This window comes from Rhizobium sp. L51/94 (assembly GCF_019355555.1).
GTDB lineage: Bacteria > Pseudomonadota > Alphaproteobacteria > Rhizobiales > Rhizobiaceae > Rhizobium > Rhizobium rhododendri.
Genome location: NZ_CP072141.1, coordinates 1,012,118 through 1,031,749 on the forward strand (window position 1 = coordinate 1,012,118; position 19,632 = coordinate 1,031,749).

A 19,632-nucleotide genomic window follows, 5' to 3' on the forward strand; every position below is an offset into this window, starting at 1 on the left:
CATGAGCGCATTTGCGCATAGCGAGGAATGGTGCTGGCCATCACGGCCGCTCGAGGGCAGCGAAGTGTCGAAGCGCAGTTTTTCCTTCCCCAGTGCCGAGATTCGCGCAAAGGCGATCGGTGAGATCCATTCGAGGCCCTATACGCTGCTCGCACTTCCGCGCGTCGTCTTCCAGATTGCCTTCCTGACGGAAGCAAATTTCACTGCCGACCACGCAATCCTCACGGATCTGTCGCTAGGGCAGGGTGTTCCGGCTCCGGCTGCCGATTCCAGCCATCATACGATGACCTGGGGTGGCGGCACGTTGCGCTGGGAGCGTCATACGGAATTCTCGACCTATTTCTGGGACACCCCGGCTCCCGCGAAATTCGGCGGCGATATCCCGATCAATCCCTTTGGATCCCGCTTTGTAGCGCCCGGTCCGTTCATCTCCGGTGTCCGCATCGAGATCCGGCCTGCCACAGAGGTATCGGTTGATGTGATCGAGAATTTCGACCTGACCAGTCTCTGTCAGAGCACCGTGGCGGACGGCAAGGCGACGATCGTGACCGACTTCCGCCAAGATGGTGATGGCCTCACCAAGTTCCTGATCCTCGACCGCGGTATGACGGATGCCGCCCGTGGCATGCTCACTCAGCGTATTCTCGATATCGAGACCTATCGCACGCTGGCGATGATGGGTTTGCCGCTTGCGCAGACCCTTTCCCCCGAGATCCGCCAGATCGAGAACAGCTTCACCGCCATCACCCAGGGCATGAAGCAGCACGCGCGTGACGAAGCCGATGCGATGCTCGCCGAGATCACCCGCCTTGCTGCCGAACTGGAGGCAAATGCGGCGCTGAGCCTCTATCGATTCGGCGCCAGCCGCGCCTATTACGACATCGTCCTTGATCGTGTCGCCATGCTGGCGGAGAAGGGATTGCCCGGCAACGAGACGCTCGGTGCTTTCCTGCAGCGGCGCCTGGCGCCGGCCATGCGAACATGCCAGTCCGTTGAAGTGCGGCAGGCCAACCTCTCGAGCAAACTGGCGCGCGCCAGCGGCCTGCTGCGCAGCTGGATCGACGTCGACCTGCAGAAGTTCAACACCGAAATTCTGGCATCGATGGACAAGCGGGCGCATCTGCAGCTGCGCTTGCAGCAAACGGTGGAAGGCCTGTCGGTAGCTGCCATTTCCTATTATGTCATCGGCCTGGTCGGCTATCTCGCCAAGGTCATCCACGCCATCGGTCTCAATATTTCGTCCGATACGCTGACGGGTGCCTCGGTGCCGTTCGTGATTGTCGGCGTCTGGCTTACGGTCCGGCGCATCCGGAGCCGGCATAGCGATGATCCCGTGCGTGCATCAGACAAACCCCGCTCCATCAACTAAAGACGCTCATTCTGGCGTTACTGCAGGAGCTGAATTTTCGATGCCGATGACCGGATCCGCAATGGAAAAGGCGGCGTCTGCTCTCGCTGACGTCGCCTCGTTGTATCGCGCTTTTCCATTGTATGCAGCGAACTGCTTCAGTGTTGTTTTTGCATCCGGCTCTTGATCTCGTCGATACGCTTGGACGCCTCTGCCTTGGAGAGCTCTTCGGAAAAAGCATCCGGCTCGTGCGCCTGTTCCGTCAACGTTTTCAAATAGGACTTCTGGGCACCGGTCATCGGTTCGTCGCCGGTGACCCAGTCGTCCGGATCCTTTTCCGTGTTGGAGGAAGGGTCCGGATCGGTCTTTGGATTGTGCTCGTCTATCATTGCTAGCCTCCTTGTTTGTTCTCTTAACGTTCTTGAGGAGGCCAGGTTCCGTCAGCGCTTTGCATTCCAGGCCGCAGGTTTGCCATAGCGCGCCCCGGCGATCTTGTCCGGCGACAGCATGTCATCCAGTCTCGTCACGTCTTCGGCCGTCAGCACGACGTCGGCCGCAGCAGTGTTCTGCTCCAGATGGGTAATCTTGCGGGCGCCGGGAATGGGCACGATGAAATCGCCCTTGGCCAGAACCCAGGCGAGCGCCAGCTGCGCGGCAGTGGCTCCCTTTTCAGCTGCCATCTCCTCCACGAGCTTCACGAGCGCCAAGTTGGCAGCCATGTTCTCGGCTTCGAAGCGTGGCAGGTTCTTGCGGAAGTCGCCTTCCCCGAACTCGGAGGTGTTTTGGATCTTGCCTGTCAGGAAGCCGCGTCCAAGCGGGCTGAACGGTACGAAACCGATGTTAAGTTCGCGGCACGTATCGAGGATCTCGCCTTCGGGATCGCGGGTCCAGAGCGAATACTCGCTCTGTAGCGCCGAGACCGGCTGCACGGCATGGGCGCGGCGAATGTGCTCAGCGCTCGCTTCCGAGAGGCCGAAAGCGCGGACCTTGCCGGCTTTGATGAGATCGGCCACGGCACCGGCAGTGTCTTCGATCGGCACTTCCGGGTCGGGGCGGTGCTGGTAGAACAGATCGATCACCTCGACGCCGAGCCGCTTCAACGAGGCCTCCGCCACCTCGCGCACATGCTCCGGCCGGCTGTCGAGCCCGGACATGGCCTGCGAATCCGTCTTGGCCGGATCGATCTTGAAGCCGAATTTGGTGGCGATAGTCACCTTGTCGCGGACGCTCTTCAGGCCCTTGCCGACCAGGATCTCGTTGGCGAAGGGGCCATAGACCTCGGCCGTGTCGAAAAAGGTGACGCCGATCTCGACGGCGCGATGCAGGGTGCGGATGGCATCCTGCTCGTCCTGGCCACCATAGGCGTGGCTCATTCCCATGCAGCCGAGGCCGATGGCCGAGACGGTGAGTTCTGTTCCGAGTTTGCGGGTCTTCATGAAATCTCTCCTTGGGAACGGTCAGCCCTGCAGGCGACGCAATACACCCAAGAGATAGGGCGCGGGAAAGCTTTTGAATATGGGTGCAAATTGCAATGCACTGTTCTATCATTTCGATCAATGAACAGAACACAGCTCTCGCAACTGGCGGTCTTTGCCTCCGTGGCCGCCCATCGCAGCTTTCGTGACGCCGCCAAGGAGTTGGCGATCGCGCCGTCGGCTGTTAGCCATGCCATATCCAGCCTGGAGGCGAGCCTCGGCGTCCGCCTGCTGGCCCGCACCACCCGCAGCGTCGCGCCGACGGAGGAGGGGCAACGCCTGCTGGAACGCCTGCGCCCGGCGCTCGACGAGATCGGTATTGCGCTGGAGGCGGCCATCGACGCGCGCGACCGGCCCGCCGGCAACCTGCGCATCACCGCGCCCCGGTTCGCCTCGGACATCCTGCTTGGACCCCGCATCGGCGATTTCCTCAATGCCTATCCCGATATCACGCTGGAAATCGCCAACGAGGATGGCTTCATCGACATCGTCGACCAGGGCTATGACGCGGGCATCCGGATGGAGGAAAGCCTCGATGCCGACATGATCGCTGTGCGCATCTCGCCTGAGATGCGCACAGTCATCGCCGCCTCGCCCGGTTATTTCGCAAAGCATCCGATCCCCGTCCATCCCCGCGACCTCGTCGCACACCGCTGCATCAAGCGCCGCTTTTCGAACGGCTCGATCTATCGCTGGGAGTTCGACAAGGACGGAGAGGCTCTGGTGGTCGCGGTCGACGGGCCGCTCATCGTCGGTGAGGATAGGCTTGCGCTACTGGCAGCGCTCAGCGGCGCCGGTCTAGCCTATCTCTTCAACATCCGCGTCGAGGACGAGGTGGCCGGCGGGCGGCTGGTCAGAGTGCTGGAGGACTGGTGCCAGCCCTATCCCGGTCCCTTCCTTTATTACCCGAGCCGCCGGCAACTGCGTCCGGCGTTGCGCGCCTTCATCGATTTCTTCAAGGTCGGCGGCTGAGATGCAGCATTTCGGGTGGCCGGCATGAAAATGCCGCTTACCCTGGCGGGGAGGAGAGCGGCATGAGAAAACCGGCATCTATGCGCGGGCTGGAAGACCTGGGGCGGGTGCGGCTGTCCGAAAACTTCTTCCTTCGCGATTTCCTGTATTCCGAAATAGACAGCCTTTACGGCATCCCCAATATCCCTGATGACCCCGCCCTTGCCATCGCGGCCGGCAGTCGGCTTTGCGCCGACCTGCTGGAGCCCCTGCAAGCGACCTTCGGAAGGCTGCATCTTCGCTCAGGCTACCGCTCGCAGGCGCTTAACCGGTTCGGAAACGACAACAATCTGAACTGCGCTCGCAATGACGCCGCCGGCCATGTCTGGGACCTCAGGGATTCCAATGGCTATATGGGCGCGACGGCCTGCGTCGTCGTCCCCTGGGTGTGGGATCGCTATCAGGCACCGGGCGACTGGCAAAAGCTGGCATGGTGGATCCAAGACCATCTGCCATACGCCTCCTTGCAATTTTTCCCGAAGCTCTGGGCCGTCAACATTTCTTGGCATGAGCGCCCGAAGCGATCGATCAACAGCTATGCCGAGCCGCGCGGCATCCTGACCCGGGAAGGTATGGCCAACTGGTTGGACGATCATTCGCGGTCGTATGACGGCTTTCCGCGGATCAGAGTGTGATGCGATAGCGTATGTGGCCGTCGCTCTGGACGAAGCGGTCGTATAGCTTGCGCGCAGTGCTGTTGGTCTCGTCCGTGTGCCAGTAGAGCCGCGTCCAGCCGCTGGCTTTGGAAAGTGCCACGAGGTCGTCGAGCAGTGCCTGACCTACGCCCCTGCCACGCACTTCCGCGTCGACGAACAGGTCTTCGAGGTAGCAATCGAGACCTGAGGTCCACGTACCTTCGTGGGTCAGGCAAAGGGCGAAGCCCATCACCACGTCATCGACAACGGCCACTCGCATGAAGATCGCCGACGCCGGGTCGAAAACCCGGCGCCAAGTGAGATCGGTGATGTCGTCCGAGATGCCAACGCCATAGAAAGCGAGGTAGTCGGCCCAGAGTGCGCGCCAGCGGACCTCGTCTTCAGGCCTGGCTTCTCGGATCGTCACCGTCATTTCGTCGTCCTCGTTATGCGCCTGCCTTGTCGAGCAGGGCCATCGCCTCAGGCGACAATGTCAGCTGCGCAGACTTCACCAAAGCCTCCAGCTGCGCAAGGCTGGTCGCTGAAGCAATCGGCGCCGTCACGGCCTTTTTCTGCTGCAGCCAGGCGAGCGAAATCTCCGCGGGGGTTGCCCCTGTCTCCTTGGCGACGGTATCGAGCGCCGACAGGATTCGAAGTCCCTTGTCGTCCAGATACTTTGCTACCCTGTCCTGGCGTGCCTTGCCCTCGGTGTCGGCTTTGCTGCGGTATTTGCCGGAGAGGAAGCCCGACGCCAGGCTGAAATAGGTGATGACGCCAATGTCTTCACGCATGCAGAGGTCGGCAAGCGGGCCTTCGAAACTCCCGCGATCATAGAGATTGTATTCCGGCTGCAGCACGTCGTAGCGCTGGACGCCGGCCTTTTCTGCAGCATCCAGCGAGGCCTGCAATTGCGCCGCGTCGAGATTGGAGCAGCCGACCGCGCGGATCTTGCCCTGCTGGCGCAGCTTGGCATAGGCACCCAGAGTTTCCTCGTACGGCGTCTCCGGGTCGGCCCAATGGGATAGATAGAGGTCGATGTAGTCGGTCTGCAGCCGCCTCAGCGAATCTTCCACCGCCTTCAGGATGTAGCTTTCCTTCAGGCCCTTTTTGCCGGGGCCCATTTCTGAGCCCACCTTGGTGATGATGATCGCCTTGTCGCGCGCCACATGCCCCTGTTTCAGCCACTTGCCGATGATCTCTTCAGAATCGCCACCTTTGTTGGTGGGCACCCAGCGCGAATAGACGTCGGCCGTATCGATGGTGTTGAAGCCGGCGCCGAAGAAGGCGTCGAGAATGTCGAAGGACGTCTTCTCATCGGCAGTCCAGCCGAAGACATTGCCGCCGAAGACGATTGGCGAAATTGAAAGTCCTGTTTTACCGAGTGGGCGCATCTGCATGCCGCTCTCCTGAATGAAGTGGGACGCTGAAAAATTGGCGCAGCGCTAAGCCGCCCTGCCTATGTAGGGCCTGGACGTCGCTAAGGAAACCGGACGTCGGTGAATTGCCCCGCCGCCGTTGCGCGCTACCTCAACGCTGCCTATGATCAGGCGAAAGAGGATGAGGAGATATCGATGTTGCGTTTTGGAATTCTGTCGACGGCCAAGATCGGTCGCGAACTCGTGGTGCCGGCCATTCAGGATGCGGAAAACTGCGTAGTCACCGCCGTTGCCAGCCGCGAGCTCGCTCGCGCTCGAGAAATGGCGGACCGCTTCTCCATTCCGCACGCCTTCGGCTCCTACGAGGAGATGCTCGCCTCCGACAAGATTGACGCCGTCTACATTCCGCTTCCGACATCGCAGCATGTCGAGTGGTCGATCAAGGCCGCCGATGCAGGCAAGCACGTGCTCTGCGAAAAGCCGATCGCCCTCAAGGCTGCCGAGATCGACAGCCTGATTGCTGCCCGTGATCGCAACAAGGTGCTGGTGAGCGAAGCTTACATGGTGGTGTATACGCCGGTCTGGAAGAAGGTGAGGGAACTGCTTGCCGAGGGCGCCATCGGCCGCCTGCGGCATGTGCAGGGCGCTTTCACCTATTTTAATCGCGATGCCGGCAACATGCGAAACATTCCAGCACTCGGCGGCGGCGGCCTCCCTGATATCGGCGTCTACCCGTCGATCACCACACGCTTTGCCACGGGCAAGGAGCCGCAGCGCATCCAGGCGGTCACCGAGCGCGATCCCGAGTTCGGCACTGACATGTACTCCAGCGTCAAGGCCGATTTCGGCGACTTCGAGATGAGCTTCTACATCTCGACGCAGATGGCCAGCCGGCAGATCATGGTCTTCCACGGCACGGACGGCTTCATCGAGGTGAAATCGCCGTTCAATGCTGACCGCTACGGCGCTGAAGAGGTCGAGCTTGCCAACCGCAGCCACGGGCAGTCGCAGATCTTCCGCTTCCCCGACAGCCGCCAGTACAAGCTGGAGGCGGAGGCCTTCGCCGATGCTGCTACCGGTGGGGCTTCAGAGGTGGTGACGCTGGAAAGCTCGAAGAAGAACCAAGCGATGATCGACGCGATCTACCGCGCCAGCGAAAAAGACGGCTGGGAAACAGTCTGATCCATCGATAAAACTCAGCGGCGGAAGACGAAGCGGGAATAGCCGAAAAAGCTGAACGCCGTCGCCGCCGCCGAGGCCATTACCAAGGCAAAGGTCGGACGCAGGATCGGGATGGTGATCAGCAGCCCGGAATAGATGCCGTAATTGATCAGCGCCGAAACAACTCCCACCGAGCCGTACCTAAACCCCTCGACGGCCAGCGACTGGCTGGATTTTTCGAAGGTAAAGCTGTGGTTGAAGAACCAGGTCGCCAGCATCGCCGACGGAATGCTGATGGCACGGGCGCCAAAAGGCCCAATCGGGGTGAAATGCAGGAGCAGCATCAGCAGGCCACCATCGACGACGAAGCCGATACTGCCGGCGATGGCAAACCAAAACAGTTTTTTCATGCTGCACCGCTGCAGCTGAAATCGGGTGCCGGGCGAGGGTTGGTGATATCGGTGGTCAACGGCTGGAGCATCGGCTTGGTCGCTCATTCATAACGTCGTTGGTGCGGTGGCCGATACAAAGCGTCTCGGCAACCAGTGTCTCCCCTGACCATCCCACCAATTTGTCAATATTTCCTGACGGATGATGGCCGGCAACTTTACGCTTTCTTGAGGCTGGAACGGTAGTTTCGTCTCTGCAGCAAGTAAGGGTACGGGATCACGACATGACTGGTGTGACGGATATGCGGCCGATCGAAGGCATCGACGGAAAAACAGCAACCGCGTCGCTCTGGTCGAGCGCCTGGTTCGTGATGCTGGCCTACAGTCTGGTGGTTATTCTCGTCCTGCTGTTCCTCAACCGCAATGCCGTCGATTATATCGGTGCCGACAACGACGATGCCATGCGCCTCGTCGAAGTCCGCGACCTGCTTGGCGGCCAGGGCTGGTTCGACATGATGCAATACCGGCTAGGCCTCGACGGTGGGACGCTGATGCACTGGTCCCGCTTCATAGACTTGCCGATTGCGAGCCTGATCGTTTTATTCCGTCTGTTTGTATCCCCGGAGCGGGCAGAGGTGCTCGCCGTCACTGTCTGGCCGTTGTTCCTTGTGTTGCCGTTCATGGGCAGCATGGCGCTTCTCGGGCGTCGGCTGGGCGGACTGCCAGGCCTGCACGTCACGCTCGTCCAGACCGCATTTTTGATCATCACCTCCGTTCGCTACCTGCCGGGGTCGATCGATCACGACAACGTCCAACTTGGCCTTGTCGCACTGATCGTCGCCATGCTGGTCGACGAGCGGTTTCGAGCCTCGAGCTTCGCCATTGCTGCGCTGGCCTCGGCCCTCGCCATCGGCATAGGCGCCGAAACGACGCCTTTCGTTGCCGTCGCCTGCATCGTGGTCGCAACGCTCTGGGCCTGGGAGGGAAAAGTTTTCGCACCGGCCGCCGCAGCCTTTGCGCTGACCTTGACCGTCGCCATCAGCGCTGCGTTCTTTGCAACGGTGCCACCGCATTTCTATTCCATGGTCACCTGCGACAATCTTTCGCTCGGCTTTTACGGCATCACTGCTGTCGGCGGGGTGGGTCTGCTGCTCTCAGCGCTGTTTGCCAGCCACCTGCCACGCCAGGCACGGTTTGCAGTTTTGGTTGCAAACGGTGTTGCCGTGGCAGTCGCCACAGTGCTGCTTGCCCCGCAGTGCCTAGGTAACCCGCTGGGTGGCCTCGATCCGATGCTGGTCGAACTCTGGCTCAACAGCGTCAGCGAGGCGCAGTCCATCGTGACGCTCAGCGTTACAGAACCGACAGCGCTTGGCGCGTTCTACGCCGTCGGCCTGCTCGCAATCGCGGTCTGCGTCCTCAGGATTGTCCGCCATGAGAGGCCGCAACTGCACGCTGTTTTGCTGGCGCTGCTCGCGGTCAACTGGATCATTGCGCTGGTGCAGGTGCGCGGCGCAGTCTTTGCCAACCTGCTCGCCATTCCGCCGCTGACGCTTTTCGTCCTCGACCTCAGGCGTGTTTCCAATGCCGATTCCGAGGACATTCGCGCAGCATTCTTTTACGTGGTCGGAGTGTTGATCTCGGTACCTGCGGTCTGGGCGGTCGGCGGTGGCCTTGCCGATAGCAATGTCGGCAATATCTTCTCGAAGACGCCGGCCATTGCAGATGTCGCAGCCGACCAGAGCAAATGCTCCTCGAAGGACGCCCTCGCTCCGCTCGCAGCGCTCGATCCGGGCGTGGTCGTCGCGGCCTCCAACCTGGGCTCACCGATCCTGCGCTTTACGCGGCATCGTACGCTGTCGGGCCCATACCATCGGGACGCCGATGGTATGCTGGCGGAAATGAAGATCGGCCTTGCCACGCCGAAGGATGCGCAGGCCCTGTTGCAGCAGGCCGGTGTGACGCTGCTTGCCTATTGCGCAATTGATCCGCAAGTCGAAAAGCTCTCGCAGCGGAGCCCTGACGGCCTCTATGCGCAACTAGCAAAGGGTAACGTGCCTGCCTATCTGGAGCCACTCTCGGTAAAACAGGGTCCGGACATAAAGTTCTTTCGCGTCAGGCAGCCCTGAATTCCGGTTTTCCGATGGCGTCGGCCAACCTAGGCGACGCGGGGCTTCTGCAGCAGGAGAAGCAGGGCAACCTGCCCTGCAAAGGCTGAATTGAAGCCTGCAATCGCCAGCAACAATGAAACAAGGGAAGCTCCTGCCGGAGACAGCAATGCCGCGGCAGCGAAGGCGACACCTATCAAGGCGGCCGAAAGCACTATGCTTGCAACGGACCGTGTCAGGGACACGGCAACGCCGATTGCCAAGGCAACCACGAAGACCATCTGGGAAACTCCTGTAGAAGATAGTCCCGGATATACCCGGATCTCACTAAGAAACACTGAAACAGCTCGTTCAAAGTGTTTGCAACGGCTGAAAACTGCGTCGTTCTATAACAGGACAAGCCCAATCTTCTGATCTTGTTAATGGCTTGCCGGATGGCTGAAAACTGCGGGTGAAGGCGGTCGGATGGCTGATCTTGGCGCACAGTTGCGCTAAAAGAATGCATGAGCAGCTTATTCGAAAATGATTCGCCATCGAACCTCGCGGAATATTCGGTCTCCGAATTGTCCGGCTCGATCAAGCGTACGGTCGAAAATGCCTTCGACCAGGTGCGGGTTCGCGGCGAGATCTCCGGCTATCGCGGTCCACATTCTTCCGGGCACGCCTATTTTTCGCTGAAGGACGACCGTTCACGCATAGACGCGGTCATCTGGAAGGGAAGCTTCTCCAAACTCAAGTTCCGCCCGGAAGAGGGTATGGAAGTCATTGCCACCGGCAAGGTCACCACCTTCCCCGGATCCTCGAAATACCAGATCGTCATCGAGACCCTGGAGCCGGCCGGCGCCGGCGCCCTGATGGCGTTGATCGAGGAACGCAAGCGCAAGCTTGGCGCCGAAGGCCTGTTCGACGCCGATCGCAAGAAGCCGCTGCCCTTCATGCCGAAGGTGATCGGCGTCGTCACCTCGCCAACCGGTGCCGTCATCCGCGATATTCTGCACCGCATCGCCGATCGCTTTCCGGTGCATGTGCTCGTCTGGCCAGTCAAGGTCCAGGGCGAGGGATCCGGGTCGGAAGTCGCCAACGCCATCCGTGGGTTCAATGCGTTCGAACGCGGCGGAGCGATGCCGCGTCCGGATGTGTTGATCGTTGCGCGGGGCGGAGGGAGCCTCGAGGATCTCTGGAGTTTCAACGACGAGATCGTCGTGCGTGCTGCAGCCGAGAGCACCATCCCGCTGGTCTCTGCCGTCGGCCACGAGACCGATTGGACGCTGATCGATTATGCGGCCGATGTGCGCGCGCCGACCCCGACAGGCGCTGCCGAGATGGCCGTGCCGGTGAAAGCCGACCTTGAGGCGCAGGCAGCAGGCCTTTCCGCCCGTCTGCAGACAGGCATCCGTCGCCATATGGATCATCACGGCCAGTCGGTGCGGGCGCTGGTGCGCGCCCTTCCGTCGCTCGATCAACTGCTGGCATTGCCGCGTCGCCGCTTCGACGAGACGGCCGCAGGCCTTGGACGCGGTCTCGAACTGAATACCCTCAACAAGCGCCGCAGTTTCGAGCGCGCTGCCGCTCACTTGCGCCCCGAGGTGCTGTCGACCCGGATTGCCGAGAAGCGTCAGAAACTCAACGAGCGGATGGTGCGCGCCGAGCGTCGCGTCGAGCGCCTGCTCCTCGACGGCCACAAGCGTATTTCCAACGCCGATGTTGCGATGCGCGGCGTGCCCGCGCGGTTGACCGCCCAGACCCGCAGCTTTCGCGACCGCCTGGCCAATCTCGGCCGGCATTCCGATACTGCCATCTTGCACAGGCTCAGCATGGCCAAGGGTGCCATCTCTGCGCAGGACCGCATGCTGCAGTCGCTGTCCTACAAGAATGTCCTGAAGCGCGGCTATGCTGTCGTGCGCGATGAGGAGGATCGCCCGCTCTCGTCGGCAGCGCTGATCTCGGCCGGCCAGGCGATCTCGCTGGAGTTTGCAGACGGCCGTGTGGCTGCCACCGCAGGGGAGGGGATGGATACGATGCCGCCGCCCGCCGCGCCTGTTCCTCCGACGAAGAAGCGCGCCGCAAAACCGGCGGCGATACCTGCCGATGGTGAGAAACAGGGTACCTTGTTCTGAGATTTGCGTCGCTACTCCACAGCGGCCCTTTCGAAATGCGCGAGATAGCGAGCAAGAAGTCCGTCCAGCGCTGCAAACTCCTCCGCGCTAAGGCATGCGATGATCCTCTGCTGGTTCGCCACATGCGCCGTCACGGCATCCTCGATCACCGACAGTCCCTTGTCCGTTAGGCCTATCAGCACGCTTCGGCCGTCCTGCGGGTTGGAAAGGCGGGCGACAAGGCCCTGCTTCTCCAGTTGGTCGATGCGGTTTGTCATGGTTCCTGACGTCACCATGGTGGCGGCGATCAGATCGCCCGGAGAAAGACGATAGGGTGCACCAGCTCTCCGGAGCGTCGCCATAACGTCGAAGCTCGCGGGTGACAGGCCATGTTCGGCAAGGGTCGTCTCGACCTCGCGCATGAGATGGCTGTGAAGGCGACCGAGACGCCCCAGCAGGCCCATGGCCGCGGTGTCCAGATCCGGCCGCTCTCGGCTCCACTGTTCCAGAATTCTATCGACATGATCCATGCAGCCACTATGGCAAAATTTATCTTGACGTCAAGATTTATGGATCTATCTTGAAGTCAAGATAAATAGAGATATGCCGTGTCCCGCCTCCGCGATATTGGCCTGACGGCGCTTGCTCCCGCCATCTGGGGTTCGACCTACATCGTCACGACGCAACTGCTGCCGGCAGGAGTGCCGCTGACGGTAGCGACGCTGCGTGCCTTGCCGGCAGGGCTTCTGCTGCTGGTAATGGTGAGGGAATTGCCGCAGGGCGCATGGTGGTGGAAAAGCCTCGTGCTCGGTCTGCTCAATTTCTCGCTGTTCTGGGCTTTTCTCTTCGTCTCCGCCTACCGCTTGCCCGGCGGCGTGGCCGCGACCGTGGGAGCGGTGCAGCCATTGATCGTCATCGGCCTCTCGCGCCTCGTCATGGGCACCTCGGTGCGCCCAATTGCCATCGTGGCCGGCATGGCGGGACTTTGCGGCGTCGCACTGCTGGTGCTGCGGCCGGGTGCGTCGCTCGATCCTATCGGCATCGCTGCGGGACTTGCCGGCGCTCTCTCAATGGCTTTCGGCACGGTCCTCAGTCGCCACTGGAAGCCGCCTGTATCACCGCTGACCTTCACGGCCTGGCAACTCACAGCTGGCGGTCTGATGCTGGCACCTGCGGCACTTCTGCTGGAGCCGGGTTTGCCGCCGCTGACGATCGCAAATCTTGCCGGGTTTCTCTATCTCGGGCTGGTCGGCGCGGCCTTCACGTATATCCTGTGGTTTCGCGGCCTCCGCCTCATCGGCGCGCCGGCGGCATCAGCGCTAGGCTTCCTGAGCCCTCTCGTGGCAGTCCTTCTCGGCTGGAGCCTGCTGGGACAAGCACTCGATGCGGTGCAACTGGCCGGTGTTGCCGTCGTGCTGGCCAGCGTCTGGGCAAGCCAGCGCGCGTCTCGTGCCCAAGGGCCGAAATGACGCGCGCAACGCTCTTAAATCAGGCCCATTCGCCCTTGCGCATCACAGGTACGCGCGTGCCGTCCGGCTTTACCCCGTCGATGTCTACCTTGTCCGAGCCGATCATCCAGTCGATGTGGATCAGGCTGGAATTTCCGCCCTGCGCCTTGACCTGTTCCTGCGTCAGCGACGCGCCGTCGAGGAAGCATTTCGAGTAGCACTGGCCAAGCGCGATATGGCAGGATGCGTTCTCGTCGAACAGCGTGTTGTAGAACAGGATGCCGCTGGCGGAAATCGGCGACGAATGCGGCACCAGTGCCACTTCACCCAGCCGTCGCGCGCCGTCGTCGGTGTCGAGCACCTTGTTGAGCACTTCCTCGCCACGACTGGCCTTGGCCTCGACGATCCGGCCCGCTTCGAATTTCACCCGGATATCGTCGATCAGCGTGCCGCCATGCGACAGCGGCTTGGTGCTCGAGACGTAGCCGTCCACTCGCAGGGCATGCGGCGTGGTGAAAACCTCTTCCGTCGGGATGTTCGGGTTGCAGGTCACGCCGTTCTTCGCCGTCGAGGCGCCGCCATGCCACTCATGGCCGTCGGCAAGACCGATGGTGACATCGGTGCCCGGGCCAACGAAATGCAGGCTTTCAAAGCGCTGGTCATTCAGCCAGCTGGAGCGGACGCGCAGGTTGGTATTGTGCTCCGCCCAGGCGGCAATCGGATCCTCGACATCGACGCGCGAGGCGGCAAAGATCGCCCTGGCGAGCTTGGCAACCGCAATCGGCTCGGGGTCGTTGGGGAATACCAGTCGTGCCCAGGATGGGTTCGGGTAGGAAACGATGTTCCAGTTGATGTCGAAATTGGAGATCTTCTCGAGCGCCGGCTTGTATGCCGTCGAATTGGCGCGGTTCGCACGGGCTACCTTGGCCGGATCCTGGCCGGAAAGCAGCATCGGGTTGTCGCCGGAGACGGCGAGCCGGGCAGCACCGTTGGCAAAGGCATTGGCCATGCCGTCATAAAGCCAGCCTGCGGCGCGGTCGAAGCTTTCGTCGCTGCCGTTTTCATAGCGGGCAAGGGTTGCTTCCTCGTCGGCATAGAAGGAGGTCACCAGCCCGGCGCCGGCGATATAGGCGTGCCGGGTAATACGGCGGACCAGCGGCATGGCGGCGACCGGCGCGGTGATGACCAGATCCTGGCCCTTCTGCAGCTGCAATCCGACCTTGATGGCCACTTCGGCAAGCTTGTCGAGCTTGACGGGATCAATGGTGTGGGCGCTCTGGGAAACGGATGTCATGGGAACCTGCCTGCTGGGAAATGCGAAGGCAGAAGACTTAAACCCCATTGCGGCGAAAATGAAGCTTGCTGGCTGCCAAATCGCCAGCGGTATCGGCAGAAAAAAATCAGGCGACCAGCGGCACGGCAACGGCTTTCAAAACCGCCAGAGCATCCTTCGGATCGAGCCGAACTTGCAGGCCGCGTTGTCCGCCGTTCATGAAAACATAGGCCTCGTCCATGGCACTGACTTCGATGGCCGTCGGCACGAGCTTTTTTTGGCCGAAAGGGCTGATCCCGCCAACGTGGTAGCCGGTCAGCCGCTCGGCATCGACAGGCTTCATCATATGGGCCGGCTTGCCGCCGAAGGCAGCGGCCAGCTTCTTCATGCTGACTTCGTGATCCGAGGGTACGACAACGCAAACCGGCTTGCCATCGACTTCCGCCATCAGCGTCTTCAGAACCCGATGCGGCTCCTCACCCAAGGCTTCCGCCGCCTGCAGTCCGATACGCTCGGCGTTCGGGTCGTAGTCGTAAACATGGGTAGTGAAAGCGATCTTTGCCTGGCTAAGGACCTGCGTCGCCCGGGTGGTTTTTGACATGGATCAAACCTTGAAAAGGGCGTCGTATTCGCCAGGCCTGAATCCCACCAGCAATTTACCCTCAGCTTCCAGCACCGGCCGCTTGATCATCGAGGGCTGGGCCAGCATCAGCGCAATGGCTTTTTCGGCGTCGAGACCGGTCCTGTCGGCCTCGTCGAGCTTGCGAAAGGTGGTACCGGCGCGGTTGAGCAACGTCTCCCAGCCGGCTTGCCCGATCCAGCCTTGCAGATGTTCGCGGTCGATGCCTTCGGCCTTGTAGTCATGGAAACGGTACGGGATGCCGTGGGCGTCCAGCCAGCTGCGCGCCTTCTTCATCGTGTCGCAGTTCTTGATACCGTAGATCGTGACGCTCACGCTCAGTCCTCCAATGTGCCGGGCTTGCGAACGACGCTGCTCGGGGCGTCGCAGCCGATCTTCATGAGGTCTGCGCCGCGCCGCACCAGGCGGTCGGAGACGCGGGTGACGATCAGTCCGCCCTGCGGCGCGACGATATCCAGCGTACTGTCGGGCATGCCGGGTGCAGTGATGATCGTCGCCAGAAGGTCTCCCTTTTCAACGCGCTCGCCGATATTGCGGTGGAAGAGCACCGTGCCGGCGACAGGGGTTCGGATCATTTCGATATTGTCGAGCGGAACGGCCGGCCCGGTAAAGGCGGAAAGACGGACATCGTCGTCGCGGACGATGCCGCGGGCTGCAAGGAAATTCCACAGGCCATCGGCATCTTTTCTCGCCATCTCGGGATAGACGTCTCGGGTACCGCGCAGCTCGACGGTCACCGACAGTTTCCCTGGGAGCCGCTGCTTCTTTTCGCCCGGCACCTCGTATTTCCAGGCATAGCTCACCGCCTCCTCGAAGGCGGAGCTTTCCCCGTCGGACAAAAGCACCGCCTCCATCTCGAGCGCTGCGGCAAGGTCGGAAGACTCCGGCCAGAAGGCGCTGTCGATATAGGCGTATTGCAGCGATTCATCATCGCAATGGAGATCGATGACCAGATCTGCGCCGAGCGCCATGTGGATCAGCTGGCGCTTCAGCCGCACCACGGCCGGCAGGCGGTCGAGGTTTTCCAGCAACTTGTCGCGGTCGCCAAGTGCGATCAGCGGAAAGTCACGGTTGAAATTGGTGCGCGAGCCGAGCTCGAAGCGGCCTTCCATGCCGCCGAACAGCGATTGGGCAGCACCGATGGGATTGGCATGCGGGACGACGACGATGTCGCTCTGGATGCCGCCGCTGGCCTCCGCCGCCCGCAGTTTCTCGCAGAGAAAATGCAACAGCGCGGTTCCCGGCAATTCGCCGGCATGCAGCGCCGCCTGGATATAGACCTTTGGCGCAGAAGCATCGGAGCCGGCAAAATGCAGCACCGGCAGCTTCCAGGCGATGCCCGGCGTATCGCCCTCGATGACGATCTCGGTAACGTCCATAGATGCGGCTCCCTGGCTGATGACGAGAGGTTCAATAGCAAGCAGGCTCCCCCGCCGACAAGCGCTTTCGGTATGAATCGGGCAGGCAGCTGAGGTGGTGCTGCTAAACTGGAGTAAATATGAGCGCACAACTCTTGTTTTTATCCCGACGGAATGGTTATACCGCGCTGACAATCTCACATTGCCGCAAGGCCAAGAGCAGGATGTTTTCCGTGACCGTATTCAGATCGTTCCTGACCGCAATTGGCGTCTGCCTCGTGCAGGTTTTCGTCAGCCAGCCGGCGCTCGCCGCGGCAACGAAATATCCGCTTACGATCGACAATTGCGGTGCGAAGATCACGATCAGCAAGGCGCCGCAGCGGGCTATCGGGCTCGGGCAAAACAGCGCCGAGATCATGCTGCTGCTCGGCCTGCAGGACAGGATGGCAGGTACCGCGTTCTGGCCGAGCAAGGTCCTTCCCCAGCTCGCCGAGGCCAACGCCAAGGTAAAACTCCTGACGGTAGAGTTCCCGACCTTTGAATCGATCCTCGCCGAAAATCCCGATTTTGTGGCCGCCGCCCTGCCGAGCCTGATCGGGCCGAGCAGCAAGGTCGCCAAGCGCGAGGATTTCGACAAGGTCGGCGTGCCCACATACCTTTCGCCGAGCACCTGCCTCAGCACCGAGAAGGTCAAGAACGAATATGGCAGCCGCGACCAGCTGTGGAACATGGATCTGCTCTACAAGGAGATCGACGAGCTCTCCCAGATCTTCGATGTCGCAGATCGTGGCCAGGCGCTGATTGCCGATCTGAAGACGCGTGAAGCAGCCCTGCGTGCCAGCGTTTCAAAGGACGGAAAAAAGCTGTCCTACGTCTTCTGGTTCTCCAGCCCCAGCCCTTCGGCAGACGCTTATGTCGGCGGCAAGAACGGCGCATCCGGCTTCATTGCCGATGCGCTGGGCGGCCGAAACGCAATCGAGGCGGAAGCCGAATGGCCAACGCTTGGCTGGGAGAGCATCATCGCTGCCAACCCGGACGTCATCGTCGTCGCCAATCTCGACCGTAATCGCTGGGAACTCGACAAGCCGGAAGCGAAGATCAAGTTCCTCACCAGCGATCCTGCCGTCAGCCAGATCGCAGCCGTGAGGAACAAGGCCATCGTTGTCATGGACGGTCAGGCGATGAACCCGACAATCCGCACCATCTATGGTGCCGAACAGGTGGAGACCCAGCTGAAAGCCGTCGGCCTGCTGAAGTGACCGTGACGCGCCGGTCTCTAAGACAGCTGGCGACAGTCAGCCTGCTTGTGCTGGCGTCGCTCGCCGCCATCGGCCTGGTGGTCGGCATCAGCGTCGGCATCGGCGATCTGCCGATCCCGCTTGCGACGACGTTTGCCGCTGTCACCAACCGCCTCGGCATGACGGCGATCGAACTCAACCGCATCCATGAAACCGTGATCTGGGATTACCGCCTCAGCCGGGCGCTGGTGGCGGCATTCTGCGGTGCGGGGCTGGCTCTGTCAGGGGCCATCATGCAGTCGCTGCTGCGCAATCCGCTGGCAGAACCTTATGTGCTCGGGATTTCGGCCGGCGCCTCCACAGGCGCAGTTGCCATCGTCATTCTCGGCATCGGATCGGGCGCGGTGTCGCTATCCTCGGGCGCCTTTGCCGGCGCTTTCGCGGCCTTCCTGTTCGTGGCGCTACTGTCGAACGGCGCGCGCGGCGGCGCCGATCGCACGATCCTTGCTGGCGTCGCCGCCTCGCAGCTTTTCAATGCCACCACATCCTACATCGTCACCACCTCGGGCAACGCGCAGCAGGCGCGCGACGTGATGTTCTGGCTGCTCGGCAGTTTTGGCGGCGTGCGCTGGCCGGAACTGACGCTGGTTTCGATCGTCATCGGCATCTCGCTAGTTGCCTGCCTTGCCTATGCGCGCGTGCTGGATGCCTTCGCCTTCGGCGACGAGACAGCCTCATCGTTGGGAGTGAACGTCGGTCGCGCCCGGATTGTCCTGTTTGCCCTGACGGCGGTCATGACGGCAACGATCGTCAGCATGGTCGGCTCGATCGGTTTCGTCGGCCTCGTGGTGCCCCACGCTGCACGCTTCATCGTCGGGCCGCTGCATATCCGGCTGCTGCCAGCCTGCGCCATCTTCGGTGCGATCTTCATGGTGCTGGCGGATATCGCTTCGCGTGTGCTGATCCCCCATCAGGTGCTACCGATCGGCGTCGTCACCGCGCTCGTCGGCGTGCCCGTATTTTCCTTCATTCTCTACCGGTTCCAGCGGGCATCATGAGCATTGCAGCTGAAAATCTCATCTGGAGCATTGGCAGGAAGACGATCCTGGACGGGATCTCTTTCAGTGCCCGATCAGGCAAGATGCTGGGCCTGCTCGGCCCCAACGGCTCCGGCAAGACATCCCTCCTGCGCCTGCTGGCGGGCCTCAAGCAACCGGATACGGGGCAAGTCACACTCGACGGGCAGGACATCGGCACGGTCAGCCGTCGCAACATCGCCCAGCGCGTCGCCTTCGTGGAGCAGCATGCCACCACCAATGCCGGTCTTCGGGTCATCGATGTGGTCAAGCTCGGCCGCTTTCCCCACCGTTCGATGTTTTCGGGCTGGTCGATCGCAGACGAGGAGGCGGTGGAAGCGGCCCTAGCGCGCACAGGCATGGGGGAGAAGCGCCAGGACCGTTGGCATAGCCTCTCCGGCGGTGAACGGCAGCGCACCCAGATCGCCAGGGCGCTGGCACAATCGCCGAAAGAGCTCATCCTCGACGAGCCGACGAACCACCTTGATATCCAGCACCAGATCGGCCTGCTCAGGCTCGTCTCCAGCCTGCCGATGACCAGCATCATCGCACTCCACGACCTGAACCACGCCGCCATGTTCTGCGATGAACTGATCGTCCTGGAGCGAGGAAAGGTCGTGGCCTCAGGCACTCCCGAGGAGGTGCTGACGGAGACGCTGCTGCGCGACGTATTCTCCGTCGACGCCAGGGTGGAACTGTCGCCGCACACCCAGAGGCCGCACATCCACTATCTCGGGTAGTGCGCATCCCAAGCGGGATATCAGGGAGAAAGACCGCCGCACCGCTGTCTCCGGGGACGGCAAGACTGCGCTTGCTCGCAGGCTAGATGTCTGCAGGTCAGAGGTTCGAAGGGACTTGAAACATTCTCAGACGCTTACTTCGATACGTAAGCGCGCCCACTCCGCGGACGTGACCCGGATGGCAAGCGCATTCGAGCATGATGATATGAAGCGGGCGGTAGCGCTGTGAGACGGATCGGACCGGACTAAGCTGTAATATATCT

Annotated in this window: 21 protein-coding genes; 10 read left to right on the top strand and 11 right to left on the bottom strand. The window is 61.5% G+C overall.

Annotated elements, in window-relative coordinates; translation table 11 throughout:
• Positions 1 to 64: 64 nt before the first annotated feature.
• Positions 65 to 1,369, top strand: coding sequence for a DUF3422 family protein (locus tag J5274_RS04845; protein WP_142824422.1), 1,305 nt, complete (start codon positions 65 to 67; stop codon positions 1,367 to 1,369).
• 137 nt (positions 1,370 to 1,506) lie between these two features.
• Here J5274_RS04845 and J5274_RS04850 read toward each other — a convergent pair whose 3' ends face one another.
• Together J5274_RS04850 and J5274_RS04855 are read right to left on the bottom strand one after the other, a co-directional pair.
• Positions 1,507 to 1,737, bottom strand: a complete 231-nt coding sequence (locus J5274_RS04850) for a DUF3072 domain-containing protein (RefSeq protein WP_142823642.1) — start codon at positions 1,735 to 1,737, stop codon at positions 1,507 to 1,509.
• A 51-nt stretch (positions 1,738 to 1,788) separates the two neighbouring features.
• Positions 1,789 to 2,784 (bottom strand): aldo/keto reductase, encoded by a 996-nt coding sequence (locus J5274_RS04855; protein WP_142823643.1) that lies wholly within the window; start codon positions 2,782 to 2,784, stop codon positions 1,789 to 1,791.
• 120 nt (positions 2,785 to 2,904) lie between these two features.
• On the opposite strand from J5274_RS04855, the gene J5274_RS04860 reads away from it, so the two are divergent.
• Both J5274_RS04860 and J5274_RS04865 read left to right on the top strand, forming a co-directional pair.
• Positions 2,905 to 3,795 (top strand): LysR family transcriptional regulator, encoded by an 891-nt coding sequence (locus J5274_RS04860; protein WP_142823644.1) that lies wholly within the window; start codon positions 2,905 to 2,907, stop codon positions 3,793 to 3,795.
• 62 nt (positions 3,796 to 3,857) lie between these two features.
• Entirely contained in the window at positions 3,858 to 4,469 is a 612-nt protein-coding gene (locus J5274_RS04865) for a hypothetical protein (RefSeq protein WP_142823645.1), read from the top strand.
• Here J5274_RS04865 and J5274_RS04870 read toward each other — a convergent pair.
• Positions 4,459 to 4,902 (bottom strand): GNAT family N-acetyltransferase, encoded by a 444-nt coding sequence (locus J5274_RS04870; protein WP_142823646.1) that lies wholly within the window; start codon positions 4,900 to 4,902, stop codon positions 4,459 to 4,461. The genes J5274_RS04865 and J5274_RS04870 overlap by 11 nt on opposite strands.
• Positions 4,903 to 4,915: 13 nt before the next feature.
• A complete protein-coding gene (locus J5274_RS04875; protein WP_142823647.1) occupies positions 4,916 to 5,866 on the bottom strand; it encodes an aldo/keto reductase in 951 nt (316 codons plus the stop codon).
• Between the two features lie 174 nt (positions 5,867 to 6,040).
• On the opposite strand from J5274_RS04875, the gene J5274_RS04880 reads away from it, so the two are divergent.
• Positions 6,041 to 7,027, top strand: a complete 987-nt coding sequence (locus J5274_RS04880; protein ID WP_142823648.1) for a Gfo/Idh/MocA family protein — start codon at positions 6,041 to 6,043, stop codon at positions 7,025 to 7,027.
• 14 nt (positions 7,028 to 7,041) lie between these two features.
• Here J5274_RS04880 and J5274_RS04885 read toward each other — a convergent pair whose 3' ends face one another.
• Positions 7,042 to 7,416 (bottom strand): GtrA family protein, encoded by a 375-nt coding sequence (locus J5274_RS04885; protein ID WP_142823649.1) that lies wholly within the window; start codon positions 7,414 to 7,416, stop codon positions 7,042 to 7,044.
• A 263-nt stretch (positions 7,417 to 7,679) separates the two neighbouring features.
• On the opposite strand from J5274_RS04885, the gene J5274_RS04890 reads away from it, so the two are divergent.
• Entirely contained in the window at positions 7,680 to 9,521 is a 1,842-nt protein-coding gene (locus J5274_RS04890) for a hypothetical protein (protein WP_142823650.1), read from the top strand.
• A 29-nt stretch (positions 9,522 to 9,550) separates the two neighbouring features.
• Here J5274_RS04890 and J5274_RS04895 read toward each other — a convergent pair whose 3' ends face one another.
• Positions 9,551 to 9,781 carry a hypothetical protein gene (locus J5274_RS04895; protein WP_111216129.1) on the bottom strand — a complete coding sequence of 77 codons (231 nt, stop codon included), beginning with the start codon at positions 9,779 to 9,781 and terminating at the stop codon, positions 9,551 to 9,553.
• 222 nt (positions 9,782 to 10,003) lie between these two features.
• Here J5274_RS04895 and xseA point away from each other — a divergent pair, with 222 nt between their 5' ends.
• A complete protein-coding gene (gene xseA / locus J5274_RS04900) occupies positions 10,004 to 11,617 on the top strand; it encodes an exodeoxyribonuclease VII large subunit (protein ID WP_142823651.1) in 1,614 nt (537 codons plus the stop codon).
• Positions 11,618 to 11,628: 11 nt separating this feature from the next.
• On the opposite strand, the gene J5274_RS04905 is transcribed toward xseA, so the two are convergent.
• Positions 11,629 to 12,126 carry a MarR family winged helix-turn-helix transcriptional regulator gene (locus J5274_RS04905; protein ID WP_142823652.1) on the bottom strand — a complete coding sequence of 166 codons (498 nt, stop codon included), beginning with the start codon at positions 12,124 to 12,126 and terminating at the stop codon, positions 11,629 to 11,631.
• 78 nt (positions 12,127 to 12,204) lie between these two features.
• Here J5274_RS04905 and J5274_RS04910 point away from each other — a divergent pair, with 78 nt between their 5' ends.
• The gene (locus tag J5274_RS04910) at positions 12,205 to 13,065 is read left to right on the top strand and encodes an EamA family transporter (RefSeq protein ID WP_142823653.1); all 861 of its coding nucleotides are present in this window, start codon (positions 12,205 to 12,207) and stop codon (positions 13,063 to 13,065) included.
• A 19-nt stretch (positions 13,066 to 13,084) separates the two neighbouring features.
• Here J5274_RS04910 and J5274_RS04915 read toward each other — a convergent pair whose 3' ends face one another.
• The 4 genes from J5274_RS04915 to J5274_RS04930 form a co-directional block, all read right to left on the bottom strand.
• Positions 13,085 to 14,338, bottom strand: coding sequence for an aminopeptidase (locus tag J5274_RS04915; protein WP_142829081.1), 1,254 nt, complete (start codon positions 14,336 to 14,338; stop codon positions 13,085 to 13,087).
• A gap of 106 nt (positions 14,339 to 14,444) precedes the next feature.
• Positions 14,445 to 14,918: a Cys-tRNA(Pro) deacylase gene (gene ybaK, locus J5274_RS04920; RefSeq protein WP_142823655.1), complete on the bottom strand. Its 474-nt coding sequence runs from the start codon at positions 14,916 to 14,918 to the stop codon at positions 14,445 to 14,447.
• Between the two features lie 3 nt (positions 14,919 to 14,921).
• Positions 14,922 to 15,272: an ArsC family reductase gene (locus tag J5274_RS04925; protein WP_142823656.1), complete on the bottom strand. Its 351-nt coding sequence runs from the start codon at positions 15,270 to 15,272 to the stop codon at positions 14,922 to 14,924.
• A 2-nt stretch (positions 15,273 to 15,274) separates the two neighbouring features.
• Positions 15,275 to 16,336 carry a succinylglutamate desuccinylase/aspartoacylase family protein gene (locus J5274_RS04930; protein WP_142823657.1) on the bottom strand — a complete coding sequence of 354 codons (1,062 nt, stop codon included), beginning with the start codon at positions 16,334 to 16,336 and terminating at the stop codon, positions 15,275 to 15,277.
• Between the two features lie 212 nt (positions 16,337 to 16,548).
• Here J5274_RS04930 and J5274_RS04935 point away from each other — a divergent pair, with 212 nt between their 5' ends.
• From J5274_RS04935 to J5274_RS04945, 3 genes are read left to right on the top strand one after another with little or no spacing between them, the layout of a single operon-like run.
• The gene (locus tag J5274_RS04935) at positions 16,549 to 17,574 is read left to right on the top strand and encodes an ABC transporter substrate-binding protein (RefSeq protein ID WP_224140244.1); all 1,026 of its coding nucleotides are present in this window, start codon (positions 16,549 to 16,551) and stop codon (positions 17,572 to 17,574) included.
• Positions 17,571 to 18,611: an iron ABC transporter permease gene (locus J5274_RS04940; protein WP_142823658.1), complete on the top strand. Its 1,041-nt coding sequence runs from the start codon at positions 17,571 to 17,573 to the stop codon at positions 18,609 to 18,611. Before J5274_RS04935 ends, J5274_RS04940 begins: the two co-directional genes overlap by 4 nt.
• Positions 18,608 to 19,369 carry an ABC transporter ATP-binding protein gene (locus J5274_RS04945; protein ID WP_142823659.1) on the top strand — a complete coding sequence of 254 codons (762 nt, stop codon included), beginning with the start codon at positions 18,608 to 18,610 and terminating at the stop codon, positions 19,367 to 19,369. Before J5274_RS04940 ends, J5274_RS04945 begins: the two co-directional genes overlap by 4 nt.
• Positions 19,370 to 19,632: the final 263 nt, after the last annotated feature.

Excerpts from the sequence above, each read along its gene's own strand:
- J5274_RS04850 (WP_142823642.1), bottom strand. The coding sequence starts at position 1,737 with ATGATAGACGAGCACAATCCAAAGACCGATCCGGACCCTTCCTCCAAC.
- J5274_RS04855 (WP_142823643.1), bottom strand. The coding sequence starts at position 2,784 with ATGAAGACCCGCAAACTCGGAACAGAACTCACCGTCTCGGCCATCGGC.
- J5274_RS04860 (WP_142823644.1), top strand. The coding sequence starts at position 2,905 with ATGAACAGAACACAGCTCTCGCAACTGGCGGTCTTTGCCTCCGTGGCC.
- J5274_RS04865 (WP_142823645.1), top strand. The coding sequence starts at position 3,858 with ATGAGAAAACCGGCATCTATGCGCGGGCTGGAAGACCTGGGGCGGGTG.
- J5274_RS04870 (WP_142823646.1), bottom strand. The coding sequence starts at position 4,902 with ATGACGGTGACGATCCGAGAAGCCAGGCCTGAAGACGAGGTCCGCTGG.
- J5274_RS04875 (WP_142823647.1), bottom strand. The coding sequence starts at position 5,866 with ATGCAGATGCGCCCACTCGGTAAAACAGGACTTTCAATTTCGCCAATC.
- J5274_RS04880 (WP_142823648.1), top strand. The coding sequence starts at position 6,041 with ATGTTGCGTTTTGGAATTCTGTCGACGGCCAAGATCGGTCGCGAACTC.
- J5274_RS04885 (WP_142823649.1), bottom strand. The coding sequence starts at position 7,416 with ATGAAAAAACTGTTTTGGTTTGCCATCGCCGGCAGTATCGGCTTCGTC.
- J5274_RS04890 (WP_142823650.1), top strand. The coding sequence starts at position 7,680 with ATGACTGGTGTGACGGATATGCGGCCGATCGAAGGCATCGACGGAAAA.
- J5274_RS04895 (WP_111216129.1), bottom strand. The coding sequence starts at position 9,781 with ATGGTCTTCGTGGTTGCCTTGGCAATCGGCGTTGCCGTGTCCCTGACA.
- xseA (WP_142823651.1), top strand. The coding sequence starts at position 10,004 with ATGAGCAGCTTATTCGAAAATGATTCGCCATCGAACCTCGCGGAATAT.
- J5274_RS04905 (WP_142823652.1), bottom strand. The coding sequence starts at position 12,126 with ATGGATCATGTCGATAGAATTCTGGAACAGTGGAGCCGAGAGCGGCCG.
- J5274_RS04915 (WP_142829081.1), bottom strand. The coding sequence starts at position 14,338 with ATGACATCCGTTTCCCAGAGCGCCCACACCATTGATCCCGTCAAGCTC.
- ybaK (WP_142823655.1), bottom strand. The coding sequence starts at position 14,918 with ATGTCAAAAACCACCCGGGCGACGCAGGTCCTTAGCCAGGCAAAGATC.
- J5274_RS04930 (WP_142823657.1), bottom strand. The coding sequence starts at position 16,336 with ATGGACGTTACCGAGATCGTCATCGAGGGCGATACGCCGGGCATCGCC.
- J5274_RS04945 (WP_142823659.1), top strand. The coding sequence starts at position 18,608 with ATGAGCATTGCAGCTGAAAATCTCATCTGGAGCATTGGCAGGAAGACG.